We start from the raw sequence: 19969 nt of genomic DNA on the forward strand, positions 1-19969 counted from the left end.
ACCGAACAAAAAAGAAAGACATATAAGGAAAATAGTACAAATTTATCAATTTGCATAAAAAATAAAAAGAAGTGGTAGATTTAATAAAAAATTCTACCACTTTGTCAACAGCCTGAAATAAGGACATTGTCCTTATTTTTCATTAACCAAAGAATCCATCTGGCTGAATTGAGAAATATAAGATTCCACCTTCTGGTGTTTTCTTAAATAAACCTTTGCAATATGAAGCAGCTTCATCAGGGCTTAATTCTGTTTCACATTCAATTTCAGCTTTAATTCCTGTTTTCTTTATAAATTTACATTTAACTTTATCATCTTCATACCCATCAAAGAAATCAATTAATTTTTGAACTTGAGCAGTAGACATTAATAATTTACATTTTGCCATAATATTTCCTCCTTATTATCACATTTCTATTATAACACTTTGCTAAAAAAAATAAAGCCTTTTCATCTCATTTCTACATTTAATCTTAATGATGTAATGACCTGATTATCAATTGTCAAATCATAAAATGATGGGATACAATACAATTCATATCCACTTGGTGCAATGTAGCCACGTGAAATAGCAATAGCCTTCATAGCCTGATTTAAAGCAGCTGCTCCAATCACTTGAATTTGAACCTTTTGGTGTTCTCTTAATAAACTCGTTAATGCTCCAGCAACCTTGCTTGGTTGTGAAGAAGACGATACTCTCATCATTTCCATAAAAATTCCTCCTTGCTTTTAATATATGAGCAAAGAGGAAAAATATACTATAAAGGATGATCTGGATCAATACAAATTCTTTGAATATGCGTACACTCATTATTTTGATTAAATGATAGTAAAGTTGCTCTGAATTGACCCATTCCTTCAGCTACCTGGAAAGGTGTCATAATGCCCATTTTCATGCGTTTAATAATTCCTTCAACATCACATCCAATAGCACTATGATAAGGACCTGTCATTCCTACATCACATTGAAATGCTGTTCCATGAGGCAAAATCTTTTCATCAGCTGTTGTGACATGTGTATGTGTCCCTAGCACTGCCGCAACTTTTCCATCAAGATAATAACCTAAAGCCACCTTTTCACTTGTAGCTTCAGCATGAAAATCAATAATATGTATATCACTTTGATCTTCTTTCAAAATTTCATCAATAGCTTCAAATGGATTTTGTGACTTTCCATCCATAAAAGTAATACCTAATAGATTCGTCACACGAATCTTACGATTTTGAAACATAATCTCACGACTTCCAACACCCGGCAAAGCTTTAGGCTGATTATAAGGCACGATTAAACGATCTGCTTCGTCTATATATTGAAACAGTTCCTTTTTAGCAAATGTATGATTACCCATGGTCATAAATGATATACCTTGAAATAAAAACTCATCATAATGTTTTTTTATTAATCCTTTGCCGTGCGTTGCATTTTCTACATTGGCAATGACAAAATCAATCTGATATTTCTTCTTCAACAATGGTAAATATTGATCAATCATTTCTCTCCCAATTGCTGAAAAAACATCTCCAATAAAAAGAATGTTCATTATCTCTCCTACTTTCTAAAAAAAGATAGGATATCCTATCTTTTATTTGGCAATTTCATTGGCACGAACTTCACGAATAACTGTCACTTTGATATGTCCAGGATAAGTGAGTTCGTTTTCAATTTTATCTCTAATATCTCTTGCAAGCTGATGGCTTGTTAAATCATCAACTTGATCTGGTTTGACGATAACACGAATTTCTCGACCAGCCTGAATAGCAAATACTTTATCAACACCATCAAAACCTTTAGAAATTTCTTCTAGTTTTTCAAGTCTTTGAATATAATTTTCAATTGTTTCGCTACGGCTTCCAGGTCTAGCAGCCGATAAAGTATCAGCAGCTGCTACTAAGATAGAAATAACGCTTGTTGGTTCCACATCTCCATGATGTGATTCAATGGCATTAATAACAGTTGCATTTTCACCATATTTCTTTGCAAACTTCACACCTAGCTCAACATGGCTACCTTCCATTTCATGGTCAACAGCTTTTCCAATATCATGCAATAATCCTGCACGTCTAGCAAGCTGTTGGTTGAGACCAAGTTCAGCTGCCATCATTCCAGCAAAATGCGCAACTTCTAATGAGTGCTGTAAAGCATTTTGACCATAACTTGTACGATATTTCAATTTTCCAATCAACATGATAATTTCTTTGTGAACACGTGATAAACCTAATTCAAAAATAGCATCTTCCCCAGTTTTTTGAATAACTTCATGAAGTTCATTTTTTGTCTTTTGAACAACTTCTTCAATACGACCAGGTTGAATTCTTCCATCTCTAATCAACGTTTCTAATGAAAGACGTGCAATTTCTCTACGAATTGGATCAAAGCAAGAAATAGTAATAGCTTCAGGTGTATCATCAATAATCAATTCTACTCCTGTTGCATTTTCAATTGCTTTAATATTTCTTCCTTCACGTCCAATAATACGACCTTTCATTTCTTCGCTTGGTAAAGCAACAACATTAACAGTTCGTTCAATCGTTTCTTCCTGTGAATAACGATTAATAGCTGCTGCAATAATATCTTTTGCATAAAGCGAAGCTTTAGATTTTGCCTCATCTTCCTGCTCTTTGATATAAGCTGTCACTTCTTTTGACATTTTTTGTTCAACTTGTTTAAATAACTCTTCTTTTGCTTCATTAGCGCTCATTGCTGCAATTTTTTCTAATTCCGTAATTTTTGCATCAATCTGATCTTTCAATTGAGCCTCTAATTTCCCTAGTTCTTCACTTTTCTTTTCTAATTGCACTGCTTTTTCTTCCAAAACATCTTCTCTACCTTGTAAAGCAATATCTCTACGATCAATATTTTGTTCTCTTTGCAATAGTTTATTTTCAAATTTAGTAACTTCTAAGCGTTGTTCCTTGATTTCTTTTTCAGCCTCAAGCTTATATTCATAAGCCTGTGTTTTCGCATCAAGAATCGCTTCCTTAACTATATTATCAGCCTTAGAATTGGCTTCATCCACAATTCTAGAAGCATCATCATGAGCTTTAGATACTCCTAATTTTGTTAAAATAAAATATAAACCAAATCCTAAAGCGACACAAAGAACATAGGTAACAATAGTAAGAGGGGCACCAAATTCTTGCATAATCTTCCTCCTATTTCCTATGACAAATTTCTTGTTGTGCATTACACACATAAAATATTATACCGTATTTTTGTGAAATTGACAATAAAATATCAAAAGATTGCTTTTTGACCATAATAAAAACCAATATAGTAAACTATATTGGTTAAGCTTCTTCATGAGCAAAAATCTGTGCTTTGACTTTTTCTTCAATTTCATTCATGATATCAGGATGTTCAGCTAAGAAAATTTTAACATTTTCTCTACCCTGACCAATTTTTTCACCTTGATAAGCATACCATGCGCCTGATTTATCAATAATATCATGAGCAACTGCCAAATCAATAATTTCACCATCTCTTGCGATACCTTTACCATAAATGATATCCACAGATGTTGTTTTAAATGGAGGTGAAACCTTGTTTTTGACAACTTTAATATTGACTTTATTTCCAACAATCTCACTACCATTTTTGATAGCTTCACTACGTCTGATTTCAATACGCACAGAAGCATAAAACTTCAAGGCACGTCCTCCTGTTGTTGTTTCAGGATTACCATACATAACACCAATTTTTTCTCTTAACTGATTAATAAAAATAATTGTACATGATGTTTTATTCATAAGTCCAGACAAACGACGCATAGCCTTAGACATCATACGCGCCTGTAAACCAACTGAATTATCACCCATTTCACCATCAAGTTCAACTTGTGGAACCAAAGCCGCTACTGAGTCAACAACAACCAAGTCAATCGCATTACTCTTTACTAAAGTTTCCGCAATAGCTAACCCCTGTTCTCCACTATCAGGCTGTGATAAAATCAGTTCATCAACATTCACTCCTAAATTTCTCGCATAAATAGGATCAATAGCATGCTCTGCATCAATGAAAGCAGCTCTTCCTCCCTGTTTTTGAACTTCTGCTATTGCATGAAGTGTTAATGTTGTTTTCCCACTTGATTCAGGGCCATAAATTTCAATAATACGTCCTTTGGGATAACCACCAATACCAAGTGCAGCATCTAGTGTTAACGAACCGGTAGGAATCACATCAATATCAACTGCCACACGATCGCCTAATTTCATAATTGACCCTTTACCAAACTGCTTTTCAATTAAATGAATGGCATCTGTTAATGCTTTTTCTTTTTTATCATCAACTGATTCTGTTTTTTTCACTTTCTTTTCTGCCATAAAATATTCCTCCTACTATTTATATACAACACTTTTTTATGAAATTACTTCAAAATTTCTAAAATTTTTTCAATTCCTATCAAAATAGCCTGTTTTTGAATATCATCACGGCTGCCAGAAAGACGATAACAAAAAGTATATATATTTTCACCATAGGCAATACCAATATAAATCAAACCAACTGGTTTTCCTTCCATTGCTGATGGACCTGCATTTCCAGTAAAAGAAATGCATACATCACTATCAAACATTTTTTGTCCTTGAATGGCCATCAGTCCTGCGACTTCTTTAGAAACAACGCCAAACTGATCAATAATTTTTTCATCAATATGCAAAACATCTCTTTTAATACGTGTCTGATAGCTCACTAATGTTCCTCGATAAACAGCCGAAATGCCACTAATACTACCAATTGTTTTGGCAAAACCACCTACTGTAAAACTCTCTACACTGCTTATCGAAATATTTCTTTGTATTAATAATTGAGCTAATTCTTCCATTTTACATACTCTCCATGATATATTGTCTATTTTTCATAAAATAGTCTACTCCACTCACAAAAGAAATCAATGTTGCAAGCCAAATCATGATCTGATCCATTGGAATATGCAAACCAGCAAAAACAATATTATTCAATAACAGCAAACAAATAGCAATCATTTGTGTCATTGTTTTTGCTTTTCCTAGATAACTTGCCGCTAAAACAACATTCTTTTGGCTGGCAACCAAACGAATAGCATCAACAATAATATCTCTTGAAATCATAATGATAGGAATAATGATATGAATATCATGTGTTGAAGCTAACAATAATAAAGTCGTATTGACAATCAATTTATCAGCAATTGGATCAATAAACTTTCCAAAAGTCGTAATCAAATGCTGTTTTCGTGCAATATAACCATCTAAATAATCCGTCAATGCTGATAAAGCAAAAATCAAAAATAAAATAATATCCAATAAAGATAATGATGTTGATAAAACATCAAAAACAGGTATCTCAATACCTAATGATTGATATGGTATCAAATAAACAATAATAAATAATGGGACACTCAATAAACGAATTGTTGTTAATTTATTAGGTAAATTCATATTATTCCTTCTCTAATGTTAAAATGAAATTGACTGGTCTATCTTGATTAGTATTGATATCTTCATCAGTTAATGGAATTTCCTGATTATTAATATAATAACGATGTCCTCTATTATTACCATTACGTAAATCTAAACTTTCAAAATCACTTACATTAAATGTTAATTCTACTGTTTCAGTTTCACCATCTTCATTTTCATGATAAATTTTTGATACAAACTGATCATATATCTCATCATTGACTCTCATTTGTGCCCAACAAGGTGCATTATATTCAACTTTCAATGTAAATGTTTGGGCATCTGCAGGCAATTTGAAATTATAATCTAAAAAATCATTTCTAGTAAATTCTACAGTTCCTTGTGTTGTTTGTGATTGATTACCATTATTTCCAGAATTTGACGGCTGATTATCTGGAGGTGTTGTTTCCACATTTCCTTCTACTGTCAATTGATTATCAGGTTTTGCTGGATCATCACTTTGAGTACGTGTTGCATAAAATCCAAACCAAATAACGACAATCACCAGACACACTAAAACCAAAATAATAGCCGCACGAATAATCGTTACATGCGATTTATCTTCATATACAGAAGGTTTTCTAGTTAATTGAGGTGCTTTAAAAGAGAATTTTTTCCCTTTATTCACAATTTCTTCATTATGATCTTCCTGTATTTCTTTTTCCTTTAATTCTTCCAACTCAATTTCACGAGTTAATTCTATATATTGCTCTGTTAACTGTTCTCCATCCATCTCTAAAGCTTGTGAGATTTTTTTGAGGTACATCTTTACATAAGCTTCATCACCTTTATAGCGATCAAATTTCCCATTTTCTATATCTCTTAAAACAGCGACTGAAATTTTTGTTTTTGCTGATAAATCTTCTATCGTCATTTGTTTCTTTTCTCTTTTTTGACGAATATTTTGACCTAAATTATCCAAAAAAATACCTCCTTATTTCCAGAAAATGTCCCTTCAATAATAATCATATTAAACCATAAAATAGTTATTTTTACAATACCAACACTATTATTTTATGAATTTATGAACAAGTTATGAATTTTATCCTATATCTATATAATTTCCTGTCAAAAAAATAAATATTTTTATTTTAGGTAGAAAAAAAGTCGACATTTCTATCGACAAAATTGCTCATTCTGATAAGCCGAGTTCTGTTTTTCAACCGATTATTTATCTATGTGTATAACACATCTTCATATCAGTTCAATTCCCTCTATGAAGCTCCCCTACCAAAATTTGGGTTTCATCCTTGCAGAGTTTACCGCTTTTCACTCTTTTTTTCAAAAGACATTGTTTCTGTGGCACTTTATGACTTATCAACCATGCCTGACGGTTTAGGTCTTAGGTCTGTCGTTAGCAATATGCTACCTGCATTTATTAGATGCAGTACAAACACTACAATCATCGCAGATTGTGGATGCCCGGACTTTCCTCTATTTCTAGCAATCGGTTCTCATGAGCATGCATATTTTACTCAAAATCGCAAAAAAAAGCAATCATTATTTATTTTTATAGACTTCTTTTTCTAAATTAGAGATTCTTTTTAACAAATCTACATTAGATGAAAGATTTTCTTCCATAGAACGTAAATTATCCTGTTGAATCAAATGTTCTCTTTCCATATTTGCCATTTTCATTTTTAAAGCTTCGTTCTCTTTTTGTAGATTTTCAATCTGTTCATAAGATTCATTCAACATTTGCGCAAATGTTTCATAATCTTCAACAACTGTATCTAAAAAATAATCTACTTCGGTTGCACTATAACCCTTAAAATCTATTTGAAAATGTTTGTTTAAAATTTTTTTTGGACTTAACTGTATTTTCTTTGCCATATCCATCACCTTTCCTCCTCCATATTTTCACAAAAAACAATTGTAAATGCAAGATATTTTTAAAAAAAGATGATTTTACACACAAATTAGACAAGATGGGAAAAATATATGTTATAATAATATGGTAAATCAATGAAAGGATATAATTATGGTTAATTACCCTAATATGAAACGCAGCTGGCAATCTTCAACATTACCAACGCACGATAAAAAACATTATACAGCTCATCGTGGAATGTCATTGGAAGAAGATATTACATTATCGAATCAATATTATCTTTCACATGATATTGCGGTTATTTATAAAAAGCCAACGCCTATTCAAATTGTCAAAGTTAACTATCCCAGACGTGAAGCCGCTAAAATTGTAGAAGCTTATTATAAAACACCTTCAACCACAGACTATAATGGACTTTATCGTGGGAAATATGTGGATTTTGAAGCTAAAGAAACAAAAGTCAAGACCTTTCCTTTTGCAAATATTTCAAAACATCAGATTGATCATCTACAAAAAATCATCAATCATGGAGGGATTGCTTTTGTTATTATTGCATTTACCTCATTAAATGAGGTATACTTAATTGACGCAAGTCATATCATTAATGATTATTATCATTCCCAGCGAAAATCAATAACATATGAAAAAATCAAAAATCTTGGACATCTGATACCCCAAGGTTATCAACCAAGATTAGATTATTTAAAAGTTGTTGACGATTGGTATTTTAAGGAGGATGAATGATGAAAAAAATAAACCGAAAAAAATCTACCAAAACAGAAAACAAAAAACAAAAAAGACAAATTATTAAAGTTGTTTGTTTAATTGTTGCGGTTATGATTACTTCTACTGGTATGTATTTGGGATTTGGGATTTTCAAACAGGTAGAAGGCTTTTCAAAGGAAAAACTCACTTCTGATGAATCTTCTGTTTTATGTACAACAGACGGTGAAGAGTGGTTTTCCGTTGCTCGTGGTGGTGTTCAAAAAAATGTCAGTTACAATGACATTCCTCAAGTAATGATTGATGCTGTTGTAGCTGCTGAAGATTCACGTTTTTTTGAACATAACGGGTTTGATGTTCCTCGTATTGTCAAAGCCTTAGTAGGTAATATTGCTGCAGGTGGTATTACAGCTGGTGGTTCAACAATTACTCAACAGTTAATTAAAAAGTCATACTATCCTGATGAGGAACAAACCATTGAAAGAAAAATTGGTGAAATTATTCTTTCAATCGAAGCAACTTCTCAAATTTCAAAAGAAGAAGTTCTTGAACTCTATTTAAATAAAATATATTTTGGATATGGTCCTCAAACAGTTGGAATTTATGCAGCTTCAAGGTATTATTTTGATAAATCAGTACAAAACTTAACATTACCAGAAGCGGCTTTGTTAGCGGGTACTTTAAACTCTCCAAACAGATATGATCCGTTTAGAAACCTGGACTTAGCTCAAGATCGTCGTGATACAATTCTAGGTTTAATGTTACAACATGGTTATATATCTAAAGAAGAATGCGAAGCTACAAAAGCTATTCCAGTTGAAAACACATTGAAATCAAATCCAATTTCAACAAGTGGACAATATCAGGCATATGCTGATAAAGTCATTCGTGAAGTTCAGGAAACAACTGGTTATGATCCGTATGAAACACCTATGCGTATCTATACATATATTGATACTGATGTTCAAAAACAATTAGATGATATTGCAAGTGGTGAAACATATGATTTTCAGGATTCAAGAATTCAAGTGGGTGCTGTTATTCAAGAATCCACAACAGGACGTATTGTTGGTGTTTTAAGTGGACGTGATTATACACCTTTAGGGACAACATATGCATATGCATCTCAAACAGGTGCAAGCTATGGTCAAAAGAACCAACCTGGTTCTTCATTAAAACCTTTAATTTCATATGCTGCTGCATTTGAATTCTTAGATTATTCAACAGCCCATTATGTCCATGATGTTCCTTATGAATATGCAAATGGTTTTGTTCCTAGTAACTGGAACGGAAGAAAATATAATGGTGATATTTCTATTTCTAGTGCCTTAAGCAATTCATGGAATGCTGCTGCTTTACAAACATTTAGTGAAGTCATTACTGGAAAAGATTGTAATGGTAATGATGTTGGTGATGGTATTGGTATTGATGGTGCAACTCAATATCTTGAAAGCTTGGGATTTGATATGGAAGGCGAATCAGTTGACATTGGTTATGCAATTGGAGCATGGCGACAAGGTGTCACTCCTGAATCTGAAGCTGGTGCCTATGCTGTCATTGCGAATGGTGGAACTTATATTGAACCTCATACAGTTCAAAAAATCGAATTATTAACAACTGGTGAAGTTATTGAAACTGATCAAAAATATCAAGAAGAAAAAACACAAGCCCTTTCTGAAGAATCAGCTTATATGATTCGTGATATCATGACTGACTATGTCAAATCTGGAACTGGAATGTATAGTATGTTAAATTTAGGATATCAGATTGGTGCTAAATCAGGAACTTCTAACCATGCTGATGATACAAGTGTTAATGAAAAAATTCGTGGTCAAAATAAAGATGCCTGGTTATCAGCTTTTTCTCCAGATTATACATGGAGTGTCTGGACAGGTTATAACGCTAAAGATCAAAAAGAAGGTTATTATACAAAAAGCAATCGCGATTCCAATAATATCGCAACGATGATTGCCAAATTCTTACATGAAGATGGTATGAAAAATTCATATCCTTCTCAACCATCTGGATTAGTAGAAGCAAGCTGCGTATCAGGTATTTATCCATATGTGACTCCAGGTGAAGGTGTGCCTGATAATCGTGTTGTTTCTGGTTTATTCAAAAAGAACAATACACCTAGTGGTAGTGCAAATGGTTCTAGTTTAAATAATCTGTCATCTTTTACAGCAGAACTTGCTGATGATAAGCTCAATGTCACATTCACTGAATATGATCCAAAGAGCATGACAGAAGATGCAACACCTACAAAAACATATACAGCTGGTGGAAATAGTTACACACTTCCATATCTAGGTAATATTAATCAATTATATGGAAAAGTTGTTTATAAAGTTGATATTGCAGATGCCTCTGGTAATGTTGTTCATAGTGAAACTTTAAATAGTGCCACTGGAACAATAAATTACACATTATCACCTGGTACATATACTGTAACAGGATACTATGCTTTTGAAAGTGGCAATGGAACTTCTAATAAGATTTCACAAACAATCACAGTAGAAGATACAACGCCTGCAAGCTATACACGTACTGCATTAACAGAAAGTTCAGTTACATATCAGGTCACTGTCCCTGCTGGAACTTCCATTACTGCTTCATTAAATGGAACAAATCAAACACTTCAACAAAGTGGTACAATCACATTTAGTCAATTATCCGCTGGAACAACTTATTCTGTCACATTTACACATACACAAGCTGATGGTCAAACTGTGACTCTTGGTACTGATTCATTCACGACCACAAGCCAAACACAACAACCTGACCCAACTCAGCCTACAACACCGACACAAACTCCAACACAATAAAAAAATAAGACTGAATTCTCAACAATGAGTTTTCAGTCTTTTTCTATATTTAAATATTTTTTTCTTTTAGGCTCTTTACATATATCAATGAGTGAACAATGCTGACAATCAGGATTTATAGATTTACAATGATATCTACCAAAGAAAATCATTTGATGATGCGTTTTAATCCATCTTTCTTGAGGTATAGCTTTTTGTAGCTTTTGTTCAACCACCAAAACTGAATCTTTCTTAAAAGCAAAACCTAGCCTTTTTGAAATACGTTCTACATGTGTATCCACTGCAATAGCAGGCACTTTAAATCCTTCTGATATGACGACATTCGCTGTTTTACGCCCTACTCCTGGCAATGTCTGTAAGGCTTCATGATCACAAGGAACCTGACCATCAAAATCATCAATGATTTTTTGCGCCATTGCTTTGACATTTTTCGCTTTATTTCGATAAAGACCAATAGTACGTAAATCATTTTCTAATTGCGATAAAGGGGCTTTCGCATAATCTTCAACACTTTGATATTTTTGAAATAACTGTTCTGTTAATTTATTCACACTCGCATCTGTTGTTTGAGCAGATAACATGACTGCAATTAACAATTCTAATTCATTATGATGAACCAATTCACATTTAGCATCTGGATACATCTCATCAAAAACATCTAAAATACGTTTGACTCTTTCCTTATTCATTTTCTTCCCACCATTTATAATCCTTTATACTTTGTTCAACCTCATTATGACTTGGTTGTGGCTTTGCAGGAGCATAGCGCTTTGTAACGCCATAACGTGCCCAATTATCCAATACTTTTTCGATATAACGAAAAGTAATAACACCTGATTTCACTGACTCATTTAAAGCATCAACAATCATTTCATCATCAAAGCCCTGACACTTTAAAGAATTAATTAACTGTACTTCTCTTTGACTTAAACTACGTCCAAAGGCATCTTCAAAAATGCTAACCAAATCAATATCCTGGCTTTCTGTTTGAGTCGGTTGATTTAACAACATTTTTTGTAAAGGCTTGAGATTTAATGAACCATGTTGTCTTGAAATCCAATGTTTATCAACCAATGACATCAAAATATCATCAATCTTTCGAAGTGATAAAGAACAAATACGTGAAATTTGTGATGGTGTAATAGGTTTAACTCCTATATCATCTAAAGTCATAATCAACAATAGTACATAACACTCCTGATCAGAAATATGCAGTTGTTTAGACTTTAAAATCAATAACTTCTGAAAATCAACACAACGATAATCTAATAATTCATCCATATTATTCTCCTAGCCTTACTGCTTTTATAAATTCTCCAGTTGCCAAATCATAATATACATATAACAAAGATTGCTCATCCTGGTAACGTCCATAATATACAAATCGTTCATTTTCATAACCAATTTCCATACTTTCTATATTGACCTGATATTTATCTTGAATAGCTTTTTGGACAACTGCTTCATCAGCCACTTCACCTTGATAAGTATCTACCAGTTTTAAATCCTTATTATATGCCACATAAGATTCAACACCATTTATTTTCACTTTGACAATATAATAAGTTTCTTTACCACGATATTCACTAAAATAATCATCATATTCATATTGATTTGTTTCACAAATTTCATTTCTAATTTCATCAAGTTGATGATGATATTGATAATATGGAACATGAACAAATAACATATAAAAAGAAACAACTGCTAAAATAATAACTAACACAACAACTGAAATAATAAATGTATGTTTTTTCAATCTGTCCACCTCCAGTGTTTCTATTATATAACAAAAAGTCTAAAATGCAAAACAAAAATGAAAAGACCATCACTGGTCTTTACTCATCTCTTGAATTACCTAAAATAATCAAAAATATTCTTAACATACTCATTAATGTTGAAATCAAAGCCGCAACATAAGTCATGGCTGCAGCTGATAGCATTTTCTTAGCACCATCATATTCCAAAGTCGTTAAATAACGTGTTTTTAAAATAGAAAGTGCTCGAGAAGATGCATTGAACTCTACTGGGAGAGTCACCAGCTGGAAAGCCAAGATTCCACACATTGCAATAAAACCAATCCAGGCAATGTCTGTTTGACCAAGAATCAACCCAATAAAGATGGCAATCCATCCTAAATACTGTCCAACATTCGCAATTGGTAAAATAGCATTTCTTAATGAAATAGGAATATATTTTTCTTTATACTGAATGGCATGTCCACATTCATGTGCTGCTACAGCTAAAGAAGCTATAGAAGTTCCATGATAAATATCACTGGAAAGATTAATTGTCTTGCGACCAGGATTATAATGATCACTTAATTGACCTTTCACTTCATAAATCTGAATATCATATAATCCCTCACTATCCAATATTTCTCTTGCCACCTGTGCTCCACTTATACCACGCATATTAGCTATCTTTTTATAACGACTATATGTAGATGTGACTTTCATTTGTGCCCATAAGGCCAATATAGCAGCCAAAATAACAAAGATTGTTCCAATCATATAATAGCTATTATAGTAAACTCCATAAAACGGAAAAAACATTTTTTTATCACCTCAATAATTATAATATACCCATTATGTTAACTCAGTATGTCAAAAAAGATGCAATTAATTCATTGCATCTTTTAATCTATTGCTTGGCTTAAATGAAACAGTTTTACTAGCTGGGATAATCATAGCTTCTTTTGTTTTAGGACTTACACCTTTACGTTCTTTTCGATTATTCACTTTAAAAGTTCCAAATCCAGAAATAAGCACTTTATCCCCATTCAAAATACTTTCAATCATTGTATCAAAAACTGTATCTACTAACGCTTCAGCATCCTTTTTTGTTAAATCTTTTTTTAGTGAAACGATATCAATAAGCTCTTTTTTATTCATTTTTTATACTGCCTCCTACTTAAATCTAAGTAGTAGTATAACATTTCAAAAACCTAAGCGCAATAACAAATTTATAAAACTATTGCAATCACATTTGACTTCCCTTTATTCACAATTTTACTTAAAATATCATGCACTCTAATACAAGCGGTTTCATTCATAGAGGCTAATTTCACACGCATACCTTCATTAATCAAATCACCCAATTTACGTCCAAAAACGTCACAATCAAAGATAGCTTCTTTATTATTTTCACCATGACTTTGTAAATATTGAATAAATGCTTCTGCCTGTTCTTTCGATCCAATAATAGGTTCAAATGTAGACTCTATATCAACCTTAATCATATGAATAGTTGATGCTGTTGAAACAAGTTTCATTCCATAACGTGGTCCCTGTTTAATCACTTCAGGTTCACTTAATTCTATATCATCCATTAAAGGTAAAGCATATCCATATCCTGTCTGTTTAACCATTCTAATGGCATTTTGATAAGCCTGATACTCCTGACTCATCTGTTTCAAATCCTGTACCTGTTTTAAAAATAATGCAGCATCGAATTTTTCCTGTCCCAAAATTTCATTTAATATTTCCTGATATAGACCATTTCTTTCTTGAATACGTAAAGTTGCTGATGAAGAAGATGTATCAATAGATGAAAGATAAGCTTTGCGAATAAAATCAAATTCACTCATATGCGTTGCTATTTTTTCTACATCTCTAAAACGATGAATCTCTAATAATGATTTTTCTAATGACTCATCCAATGTCTGTTTTAACCAATGAGATGAATCCATTAAAGCTATCCAGCGAGGAACTTCAATTTTAACTTCATGAATTGGAAATTCATATAATGCTTCTTTTAATAAATGCGTTATATCTTCCTCATTCATTTCAGTTACCCTTAAAGCTATAACAGGAACATCATGTTTCTCTTTCAAATCTTCAACAAGCTGATTACACTGTAGACTTTGAGGATCTTTTGAATTGACAACAATCACAAATGGTTTCCCAATTTCTTTAAGTTCACGAATCACATCATCTGTTGCCTGTACATAATCTGCTCCAGGTATTTCACAAATAGAGCCATCACAAGTCATCACGATACCAATGGTTGAATGATCTTGAATCACTTTTTGGGTACCAATCTTGGCTGCTTCATCAAAAGGAATCGCTTCTAAATACCATGGGGTTTTGACATAACGAATGCCTTGTTCATCCTGATAGCCTTTCGCACCATCAATCACATACCCAACACAATCGACCAAACGAATATTAACACCAAGATTATCCCCTACTTGAATATGCGCAGCCTGATTAGGAACAAACTTAGGTTCTACCGTCATGATCATTTTCCCTTCACCAGATTGTGGTAATTCATCTGTAGCACGAATTTTCGCTTCCGGATTATCAATATAGGGAATCACAGCCTTTTCCATAAAACGTTTAATAAACGATGATTTACCCACCCTGACCGGTCCAACAACCCCTAAATAAATGTCACCATCACATCTTTTACCAATATCTTTTAATATATCTATTGTCTGCATAGACTTCCTCCTTCTCACACATCAATATATGAATTTCTTTTTTATTTAGAACATTTTTATAAAAAGTCAAAAAGTTCATCATTTGGTGATAAAAAAATGATACAATAAAACATATCAAAAAAAGGAAGGATATTATGAAACTAAAAAATACAGTTTTAATTGTGAATGATTTAGAACAATCAAAGAAGTTTTATAAACATATTTTAGGTCTTAAAACAATATTGGATTTTCACGGTTCAGTTACTCTAACATCGGGGATTGTCCTTCAATCAAAAGAAATCTGGAAAGATCTCATTCACAAAACTGATCAAGAGATTATCATGTTGAATCACGCTGTTGAATTATCTTTTGAAACAGAAGATATTGATGCCTTCATGTATGTTTTAGATCAATATCATGTCACACTATTACATCCTTTAAAAGAAGGCGCTTGGGGGCAAAGAGTTGTCCGTTTCTATGATTTGGATGGACATGTCATAGAAGTGGGAGAAAGTATGCGTAAAATCATCAAAAGACTTCTCAGTCAAGGCTTCTCTTATGAAGAACTAGCTCATCGCTTACGTGTTCCTCTTGACTATATTAAACAGATTATGGAATGATATCAAAAAAGCAAAAGTGTTAATGCTTTTGCTTTTTTTTGTGTTTATTCATTTTTTTAATTTCTTTATTCCAATACTGATTGGCTTTTTTCATAAAAATGTGATCTGTCAGCATCGTTGTTTGACTATAAAACTCTTGATGATGAATAATGGCCTGTGCCAGTTTTTTCATTTCATTACAAACAACAAAACGCGACATCGTCTTCATAATAAAAAGTGCTGATCCAATTTTTAAGCTGCCCTTATAATGTAATTGCTCTCTTTGACACCAATTTTGTAAAATTTTCTCTGAAATATCACATTTTTCAGGTTCATATTCATCACAAGCAATCAATGCATAAATTTCAGTCGGTCCTTTTGGCTGTGACTCTAGGCGTTGAAAAATTTCTAATGTTGAAGATGGTATAGAATCAAGCGCAATGAAGAAAAGAAAAATAACCTGATCATATTGAAAAAAAGTACGTTCATCAAAGGTCGATACATGACGAACATCTAAACAATCACAACGATCATCAAGATAAACTTCTAATCTTGATAAAAAAGGTTTCATAAATGTTTGAGTATGTTTCAATCCAGAATTCAATAATAATATTTTAGCCAAGATCAACACCTCCAAACGTACGCAAAACTTCATCTAGCTCATCTTCTTCACAAAAATAAGCATCAACAGATGAATAAGAAAAACCCAATGTCGAATCATCTAAAATGTCTTTAAACAGCTTCTTTTCTGCATCTGTTGCCTGACCATATCCAATCACCAATAATTTTTTACGCAACTGACTTAACCCCAAATGACAGGTTTCCCCATCCACCATTGTATAATAAGGTTCATGATTAACGACCAGTCTTTCCAGCATCTTTTTAAAAGGTATATCAAAACAACCATATTTCACTCTTGTAATATAAATAATTAACTGACAATCATTCGTCCATTTAGAAATAATACTCATATCATCCTTAAAATAACAGGCCCCTTCACATTTTAAACAAGTCAAACCACCCGTACATGATGAATAATGAATATTATTTAAATTGACAATGACGGAATTTTGAAAATAATCGGTTGAAATATCTCTATCTGTTACTACTAAATTCTTCATGTGTTTTCTCCTTTGCCTCTTATTTTATTATGGATGAACCCCTTTTGTCAAACATGTTACGAAAAATCAATCACTTCAGTCGCAATCTTCTGTTGAAAATACTGGTCATGTTCAACAAATAATAAAGTCGGCTGATAAGTTAAAATTGCATTTTCAAGTTGGATACGTGAAAAAATATCAATATAATTAAGTGGCTCATCCCATATATATAGATGGGCTGGTGAGACTAATGAAATAGCCAGCATGACTTTCTTTTTTTGACCTTGACTGAGTTTTTCTAGAGGAATATCAAAATGTTCACGAGAAAATCCTAATTTCCTTAATAAAGTTTTAACTAATGTTAAATTGCTATGACACTGTTCTATCCAATCATCCAGTTGACCACTTAAAAAAGTACAATCCTGTGGAACATAGGAAATCTTTAACTGACTTCCACATATATATTGTCCATCATATTCAATCTTTTCACCTAGAATAAAACGTATTAAGCTTGATTTACCACAACCATTAGGTCCTTTTAATAAAATACGATCATGTTGATGGATAGTCAATGAAAGATCTTCAAATATCTGATGATGATCATAAGATAATGAAAAATGCTGGAATTGAAGGATTTGATTTTGAAAGTATTTTAAACAATGAATTTTTAAATCATCATATTCTTCAATATCCTTTAACAGAGTCTTTTTCTTTTCAATAGCCTGTTGTTGTCGCTTTTCAATAGCACGAGAACGCTTCATCATTTTCGCAGCCATATGCCCAACATATCCTTTATCTGCGGCTCCTTTTTTAGATTTTTCAATCTGATAACCCCAATTTTGTTTTTGACGCTTAGAACTTTCCATTTTCACAATATCTTTTTTCAGTTTCTTATTTAACATCATTTCTCTTTCATCTTTTTTGGTTTTATCTTCATACCAGCTAGAAAAATTACCATTGACCACATCAATACTTTGAGGATTTATAGCCATCACATGATCACAACAGCTATCAATAAAATAACGATCATGACTGACAAGCAAAAAACCTTTTTGACGTTTTAAATATTCTCCAATTTTCAAACGAGAATCTTGATCAAGATGATTCGTTGGTTCATCAATCAATAAAAAAGAGTGTTCCTTCAAAAAAAGAATAGCTAATAAAACTTTTGTCTGTTCGCCATGAGAAAGTGTTTCAAAAGGACGATAAAACACATCCATTGCATCCATTCCTAATAAACGAAGTTCTTTTTCTAACCGCCAGTTTTCAAGTGATGGTTCAATTTCGTAACAGACATCTAATGTCAATAATTGAGGATTTTTTACTTCATAAGGAAAATAACAGCATTTTTCATGTATCATGATTTGTCCTTGATATTCATATTCATGCATCATCAGTTTTAAAAGTGTCGTCTTACCTCTTGCATTTCTACCAATCAAAGCTGTTTTAAAATGTGTATCTAATACAAATGAAACATCGTCAAAAATCAATTCATAACTTCCATCATACCCAAATGTTAAATGTTGAACTTGTATTAAAGACATAAAGTATCACTCCTTTCCAAAATAAAAACGACAAGAAAATAGTTCCTGTCGTTATATACATCATTTGTGATTAAAAGAGTTCTATTTTCCTGCAAATATCATCAATACAATTGTCCATTTTGGCAAGAAAATAAATACATCTTTTCACACCCCTTCATCAGTTATTATTATAATCTTTTTATAATAATATTTCAAGAAAATGATTTACACAAATTTTTGAATATCAGAAGGGACTTGATTATTTTGAATGATTTGAATGATTTTATCCATTTGTTCTGGTTTCACTTGTTTATGTGTTAATTGAGAAATCTTTTGTACAAAATCTCTGATATTTTGTTCATCTTTTAAATCTTTTGTTTGTAAATCATTCGCTAATGAAAGTATATCTTCTTTAGATACATGTGTTTTTTGTGAAACCTTATCCAATAACTTATCTTGTTTATCCAATTCGATCACCCATATTAATATATGCATCACTGAACATTATTGTTCAGCTTTTAAATCTCTTAACATTAAGGAGTGAATCGTTTCCTGCGGTGTAGCATTTTCATATAGAACACGATAAACCGCATCCACAATCGGCACTTCTATACCATAATCATGTGTTGCTACATCATCATGAATGACTTTACACGTACGAATCCCTTCACAGGTTTTGGTATTATGTGCCATAAAATCCAATGCACGATTGCTTTGACCAATTTCCAGTCCCGCCTGAAAGTTACGTGAATGAATAGAAGAACATGTCACCACGAGATCCCCAATACCGGTCAAGCCAAAAAATGTTTCACGATTAGCACCTTTGACTGTTCCATATAGACTCATTTCATAAAGTCCACGTGTAATTAAAGCTGCACGTGTATTATCACCATAGCCCAGCCCTGCAATAATTCCAGAAGCAACAGCAATGACATTTTTATAGGCAGCCCCATATTCTGCACCAATTTCATCTGTTGAAGTATAGACTCTAAAATAATGATTAGAACATAATTTTTGAACATCTTTGGCACAATCTTCATCAAGTGATACAGCACAAACAACAGTCAGCATACGCTCAACAACTTCTTCAGCATGGGATGGACCAATCAAGGAAACAACAGGATGAATCTTGGTACTGTCTAAAACACTTCTGATTGTATCAGACATACGCATATTGGTATTCATATCAAATCCTTTTGCCGCATTAATAATAGTGACAGGTTGTGTCAATAAAGGTTTGACCTGTTCCAGTACCCCTCTGACATATTGTGTTGGAATCGTAATTAAAAGATATTGTGCATCTTTTATAGCATCATTTAAAGATGCACTGGCAACAATACTTTCTTCTAATCTCACATCTTTAAAATACTTATAATTACAATGTCTTATATTAATATCATCAATTTCGCTTTGATCAATACCATATAACATAACTGTATGACCATTATCATTAAAGACCCTTGCTAGTGCTGTAGCCCAGCTTCCTGTTCCTAAAATTGCTATTTTCAT

Annotated in this window: 23 protein-coding genes and 1 other RNA gene; 3 read left to right on the top strand and 21 right to left on the bottom strand. The window is 32.5% G+C overall.

Annotated elements, in window-relative coordinates:
• Window positions 1-142: 142 nt before the first annotated feature.
• From B5E48_RS09430 to B5E48_RS09475, 10 genes are all read right to left on the bottom strand, one after another.
• Window positions 143-388, bottom strand: coding sequence for a hypothetical protein (locus B5E48_RS09430; protein WP_087244202.1), 246 nt, complete (start codon window positions 386-388; stop codon window positions 143-145).
• Window positions 389-450: 62 nt separating this feature from the next.
• On the bottom strand, window positions 451-711 hold the full coding sequence (locus B5E48_RS09435; protein WP_087297571.1) for a stage V sporulation protein S: 261 nt from the start codon (window positions 709-711) through the stop codon (window positions 451-453).
• Between the two features lie 47 nt (window positions 712-758).
• Window positions 759-1541, bottom strand: a complete 783-nt coding sequence (locus tag B5E48_RS09440) for a TIGR00282 family metallophosphoesterase (protein WP_087244200.1) — start codon at window positions 1539-1541, stop codon at window positions 759-761.
• 42 nt (window positions 1542-1583) lie between these two features.
• Entirely contained in the window at window positions 1584-3143 is a 1560-nt protein-coding gene (gene rny, locus B5E48_RS09445; RefSeq protein WP_087304866.1) for a ribonuclease Y, read from the bottom strand.
• Window positions 3144-3288: 145 nt separating this feature from the next.
• On the bottom strand, window positions 3289-4320 hold the full coding sequence (recA, locus tag B5E48_RS09450; RefSeq protein WP_087244198.1) for a recombinase RecA: 1032 nt from the start codon (window positions 4318-4320) through the stop codon (window positions 3289-3291).
• Window positions 4321-4364: 44 nt separating this feature from the next.
• On the bottom strand, window positions 4365-4820 hold the full coding sequence (locus B5E48_RS09455; RefSeq protein WP_087244197.1) for a CinA family protein: 456 nt from the start codon (window positions 4818-4820) through the stop codon (window positions 4365-4367).
• Window position 4821: 1 nt separating this feature from the next.
• Window positions 4822-5415, bottom strand: coding sequence for a CDP-diacylglycerol--glycerol-3-phosphate 3-phosphatidyltransferase (gene pgsA / locus B5E48_RS09460; RefSeq protein ID WP_087244196.1), 594 nt, complete (start codon window positions 5413-5415; stop codon window positions 4822-4824).
• Between the two features lies 1 nt (window position 5416).
• Window positions 5417-6358, bottom strand: a complete 942-nt coding sequence (locus B5E48_RS09465) for a helix-turn-helix domain-containing protein (RefSeq protein ID WP_087304867.1) — start codon at window positions 6356-6358, stop codon at window positions 5417-5419.
• A gap of 216 nt (window positions 6359-6574) precedes the next feature.
• An RNA gene (gene rnpB / locus B5E48_RS09470) (RNase P RNA component class B) lies at window positions 6575-6896 on the bottom strand.
• 40 nt (window positions 6897-6936) lie between these two features.
• Window positions 6937-7269 (bottom strand): DivIVA domain-containing protein, encoded by a 333-nt coding sequence (locus tag B5E48_RS09475; RefSeq protein WP_087244222.1) that lies wholly within the window; start codon window positions 7267-7269, stop codon window positions 6937-6939.
• 148 nt (window positions 7270-7417) lie between these two features.
• Here B5E48_RS09475 and recU point away from each other — a divergent pair, with 148 nt between their 5' ends.
• Window positions 7418-8011 (top strand): Holliday junction resolvase RecU, encoded by a 594-nt coding sequence (gene recU / locus B5E48_RS09480; RefSeq protein ID WP_087244194.1) that lies wholly within the window; start codon window positions 7418-7420, stop codon window positions 8009-8011.
• Entirely contained in the window at window positions 8011-10815 is a 2805-nt protein-coding gene (locus B5E48_RS09485) for a transglycosylase domain-containing protein (RefSeq protein WP_241146959.1), read from the top strand. Before recU ends, B5E48_RS09485 begins: the two co-directional genes overlap by 1 nt.
• A gap of 32 nt (window positions 10816-10847) precedes the next feature.
• Here the strand turns inward: B5E48_RS09485 and nth are convergent, their stop codons facing one another.
• The 6 genes from nth to spoIVA all read right to left on the bottom strand — a co-directional run bounded on the left by nth (window position 10848) and on the right by spoIVA (window position 15259).
• On the bottom strand, window positions 10848-11504 hold the full coding sequence (gene nth / locus B5E48_RS09490) for an endonuclease III (RefSeq protein ID WP_087304869.1): 657 nt from the start codon (window positions 11502-11504) through the stop codon (window positions 10848-10850).
• Window positions 11497-12096, bottom strand: coding sequence for a DnaD domain protein (locus tag B5E48_RS09495; protein ID WP_087244191.1), 600 nt, complete (start codon window positions 12094-12096; stop codon window positions 11497-11499). The genes nth and B5E48_RS09495 overlap by 8 nt, the downstream gene beginning before the upstream one ends.
• A 1-nt stretch (window position 12097) precedes the next feature.
• Window positions 12098-12574, bottom strand: a complete 477-nt coding sequence (locus tag B5E48_RS09500; RefSeq protein WP_087244190.1) for a hypothetical protein — start codon at window positions 12572-12574, stop codon at window positions 12098-12100.
• Between the two features lie 79 nt (window positions 12575-12653).
• A complete protein-coding gene (locus B5E48_RS09505) occupies window positions 12654-13370 on the bottom strand; it encodes a zinc metallopeptidase (protein WP_087304870.1) in 717 nt (238 codons plus the stop codon).
• A 66-nt stretch (window positions 13371-13436) separates the two neighbouring features.
• Window positions 13437-13709, bottom strand: coding sequence for an HU family DNA-binding protein (locus B5E48_RS09510; RefSeq protein WP_087244188.1), 273 nt, complete (start codon window positions 13707-13709; stop codon window positions 13437-13439).
• Window positions 13710-13780: 71 nt separating this feature from the next.
• A complete protein-coding gene (gene spoIVA, locus B5E48_RS09515; protein ID WP_087304871.1) occupies window positions 13781-15259 on the bottom strand; it encodes a stage IV sporulation protein A in 1479 nt (492 codons plus the stop codon).
• A 134-nt stretch (window positions 15260-15393) separates the two neighbouring features.
• Here spoIVA and B5E48_RS09520 point away from each other — a divergent pair, with 134 nt between their 5' ends.
• Window positions 15394-15858: a VOC family protein gene (locus B5E48_RS09520; protein ID WP_087304872.1), complete on the top strand. Its 465-nt coding sequence runs from the start codon at window positions 15394-15396 to the stop codon at window positions 15856-15858.
• Between the two features lie 19 nt (window positions 15859-15877).
• Here the strand turns inward: B5E48_RS09520 and B5E48_RS09525 are convergent, their stop codons facing one another.
• From B5E48_RS09525 to B5E48_RS09545, 5 genes are all read right to left on the bottom strand, one after another.
• Complete coding sequence (locus B5E48_RS09525; RefSeq protein WP_087304873.1) at window positions 15878-16459, bottom strand: hypothetical protein; 582 nt, start codon at window positions 16457-16459, stop codon at window positions 15878-15880.
• Window positions 16452-16958 (bottom strand): hypothetical protein, encoded by a 507-nt coding sequence (locus B5E48_RS09530; protein ID WP_087304874.1) that lies wholly within the window; start codon window positions 16956-16958, stop codon window positions 16452-16454. Before B5E48_RS09530 ends, B5E48_RS09525 begins: the two co-directional genes overlap by 8 nt.
• A 56-nt stretch (window positions 16959-17014) precedes the next feature.
• Complete coding sequence (gene abc-f / locus B5E48_RS09535; protein WP_087304875.1) at window positions 17015-18481, bottom strand: ribosomal protection-like ABC-F family protein; 1467 nt, start codon at window positions 18479-18481, stop codon at window positions 17015-17017.
• 204 nt (window positions 18482-18685) lie between these two features.
• Window positions 18686-18928, bottom strand: a complete 243-nt coding sequence (locus B5E48_RS09540; protein WP_087244182.1) for a stage VI sporulation protein F — start codon at window positions 18926-18928, stop codon at window positions 18686-18688.
• A gap of 36 nt (window positions 18929-18964) precedes the next feature.
• A complete protein-coding gene (locus B5E48_RS09545; RefSeq protein ID WP_087244181.1) occupies window positions 18965-19969 on the bottom strand; it encodes an NAD(P)H-dependent glycerol-3-phosphate dehydrogenase in 1005 nt (334 codons plus the stop codon).

Origin of the sequence: Massilimicrobiota sp. An105 (genome assembly GCF_002161155.1) — a bacterium.
GTDB lineage: Bacteria > Bacillota_I > Bacilli_A > Erysipelotrichales > Coprobacillaceae > Allocoprobacillus > Allocoprobacillus merdigallinarum.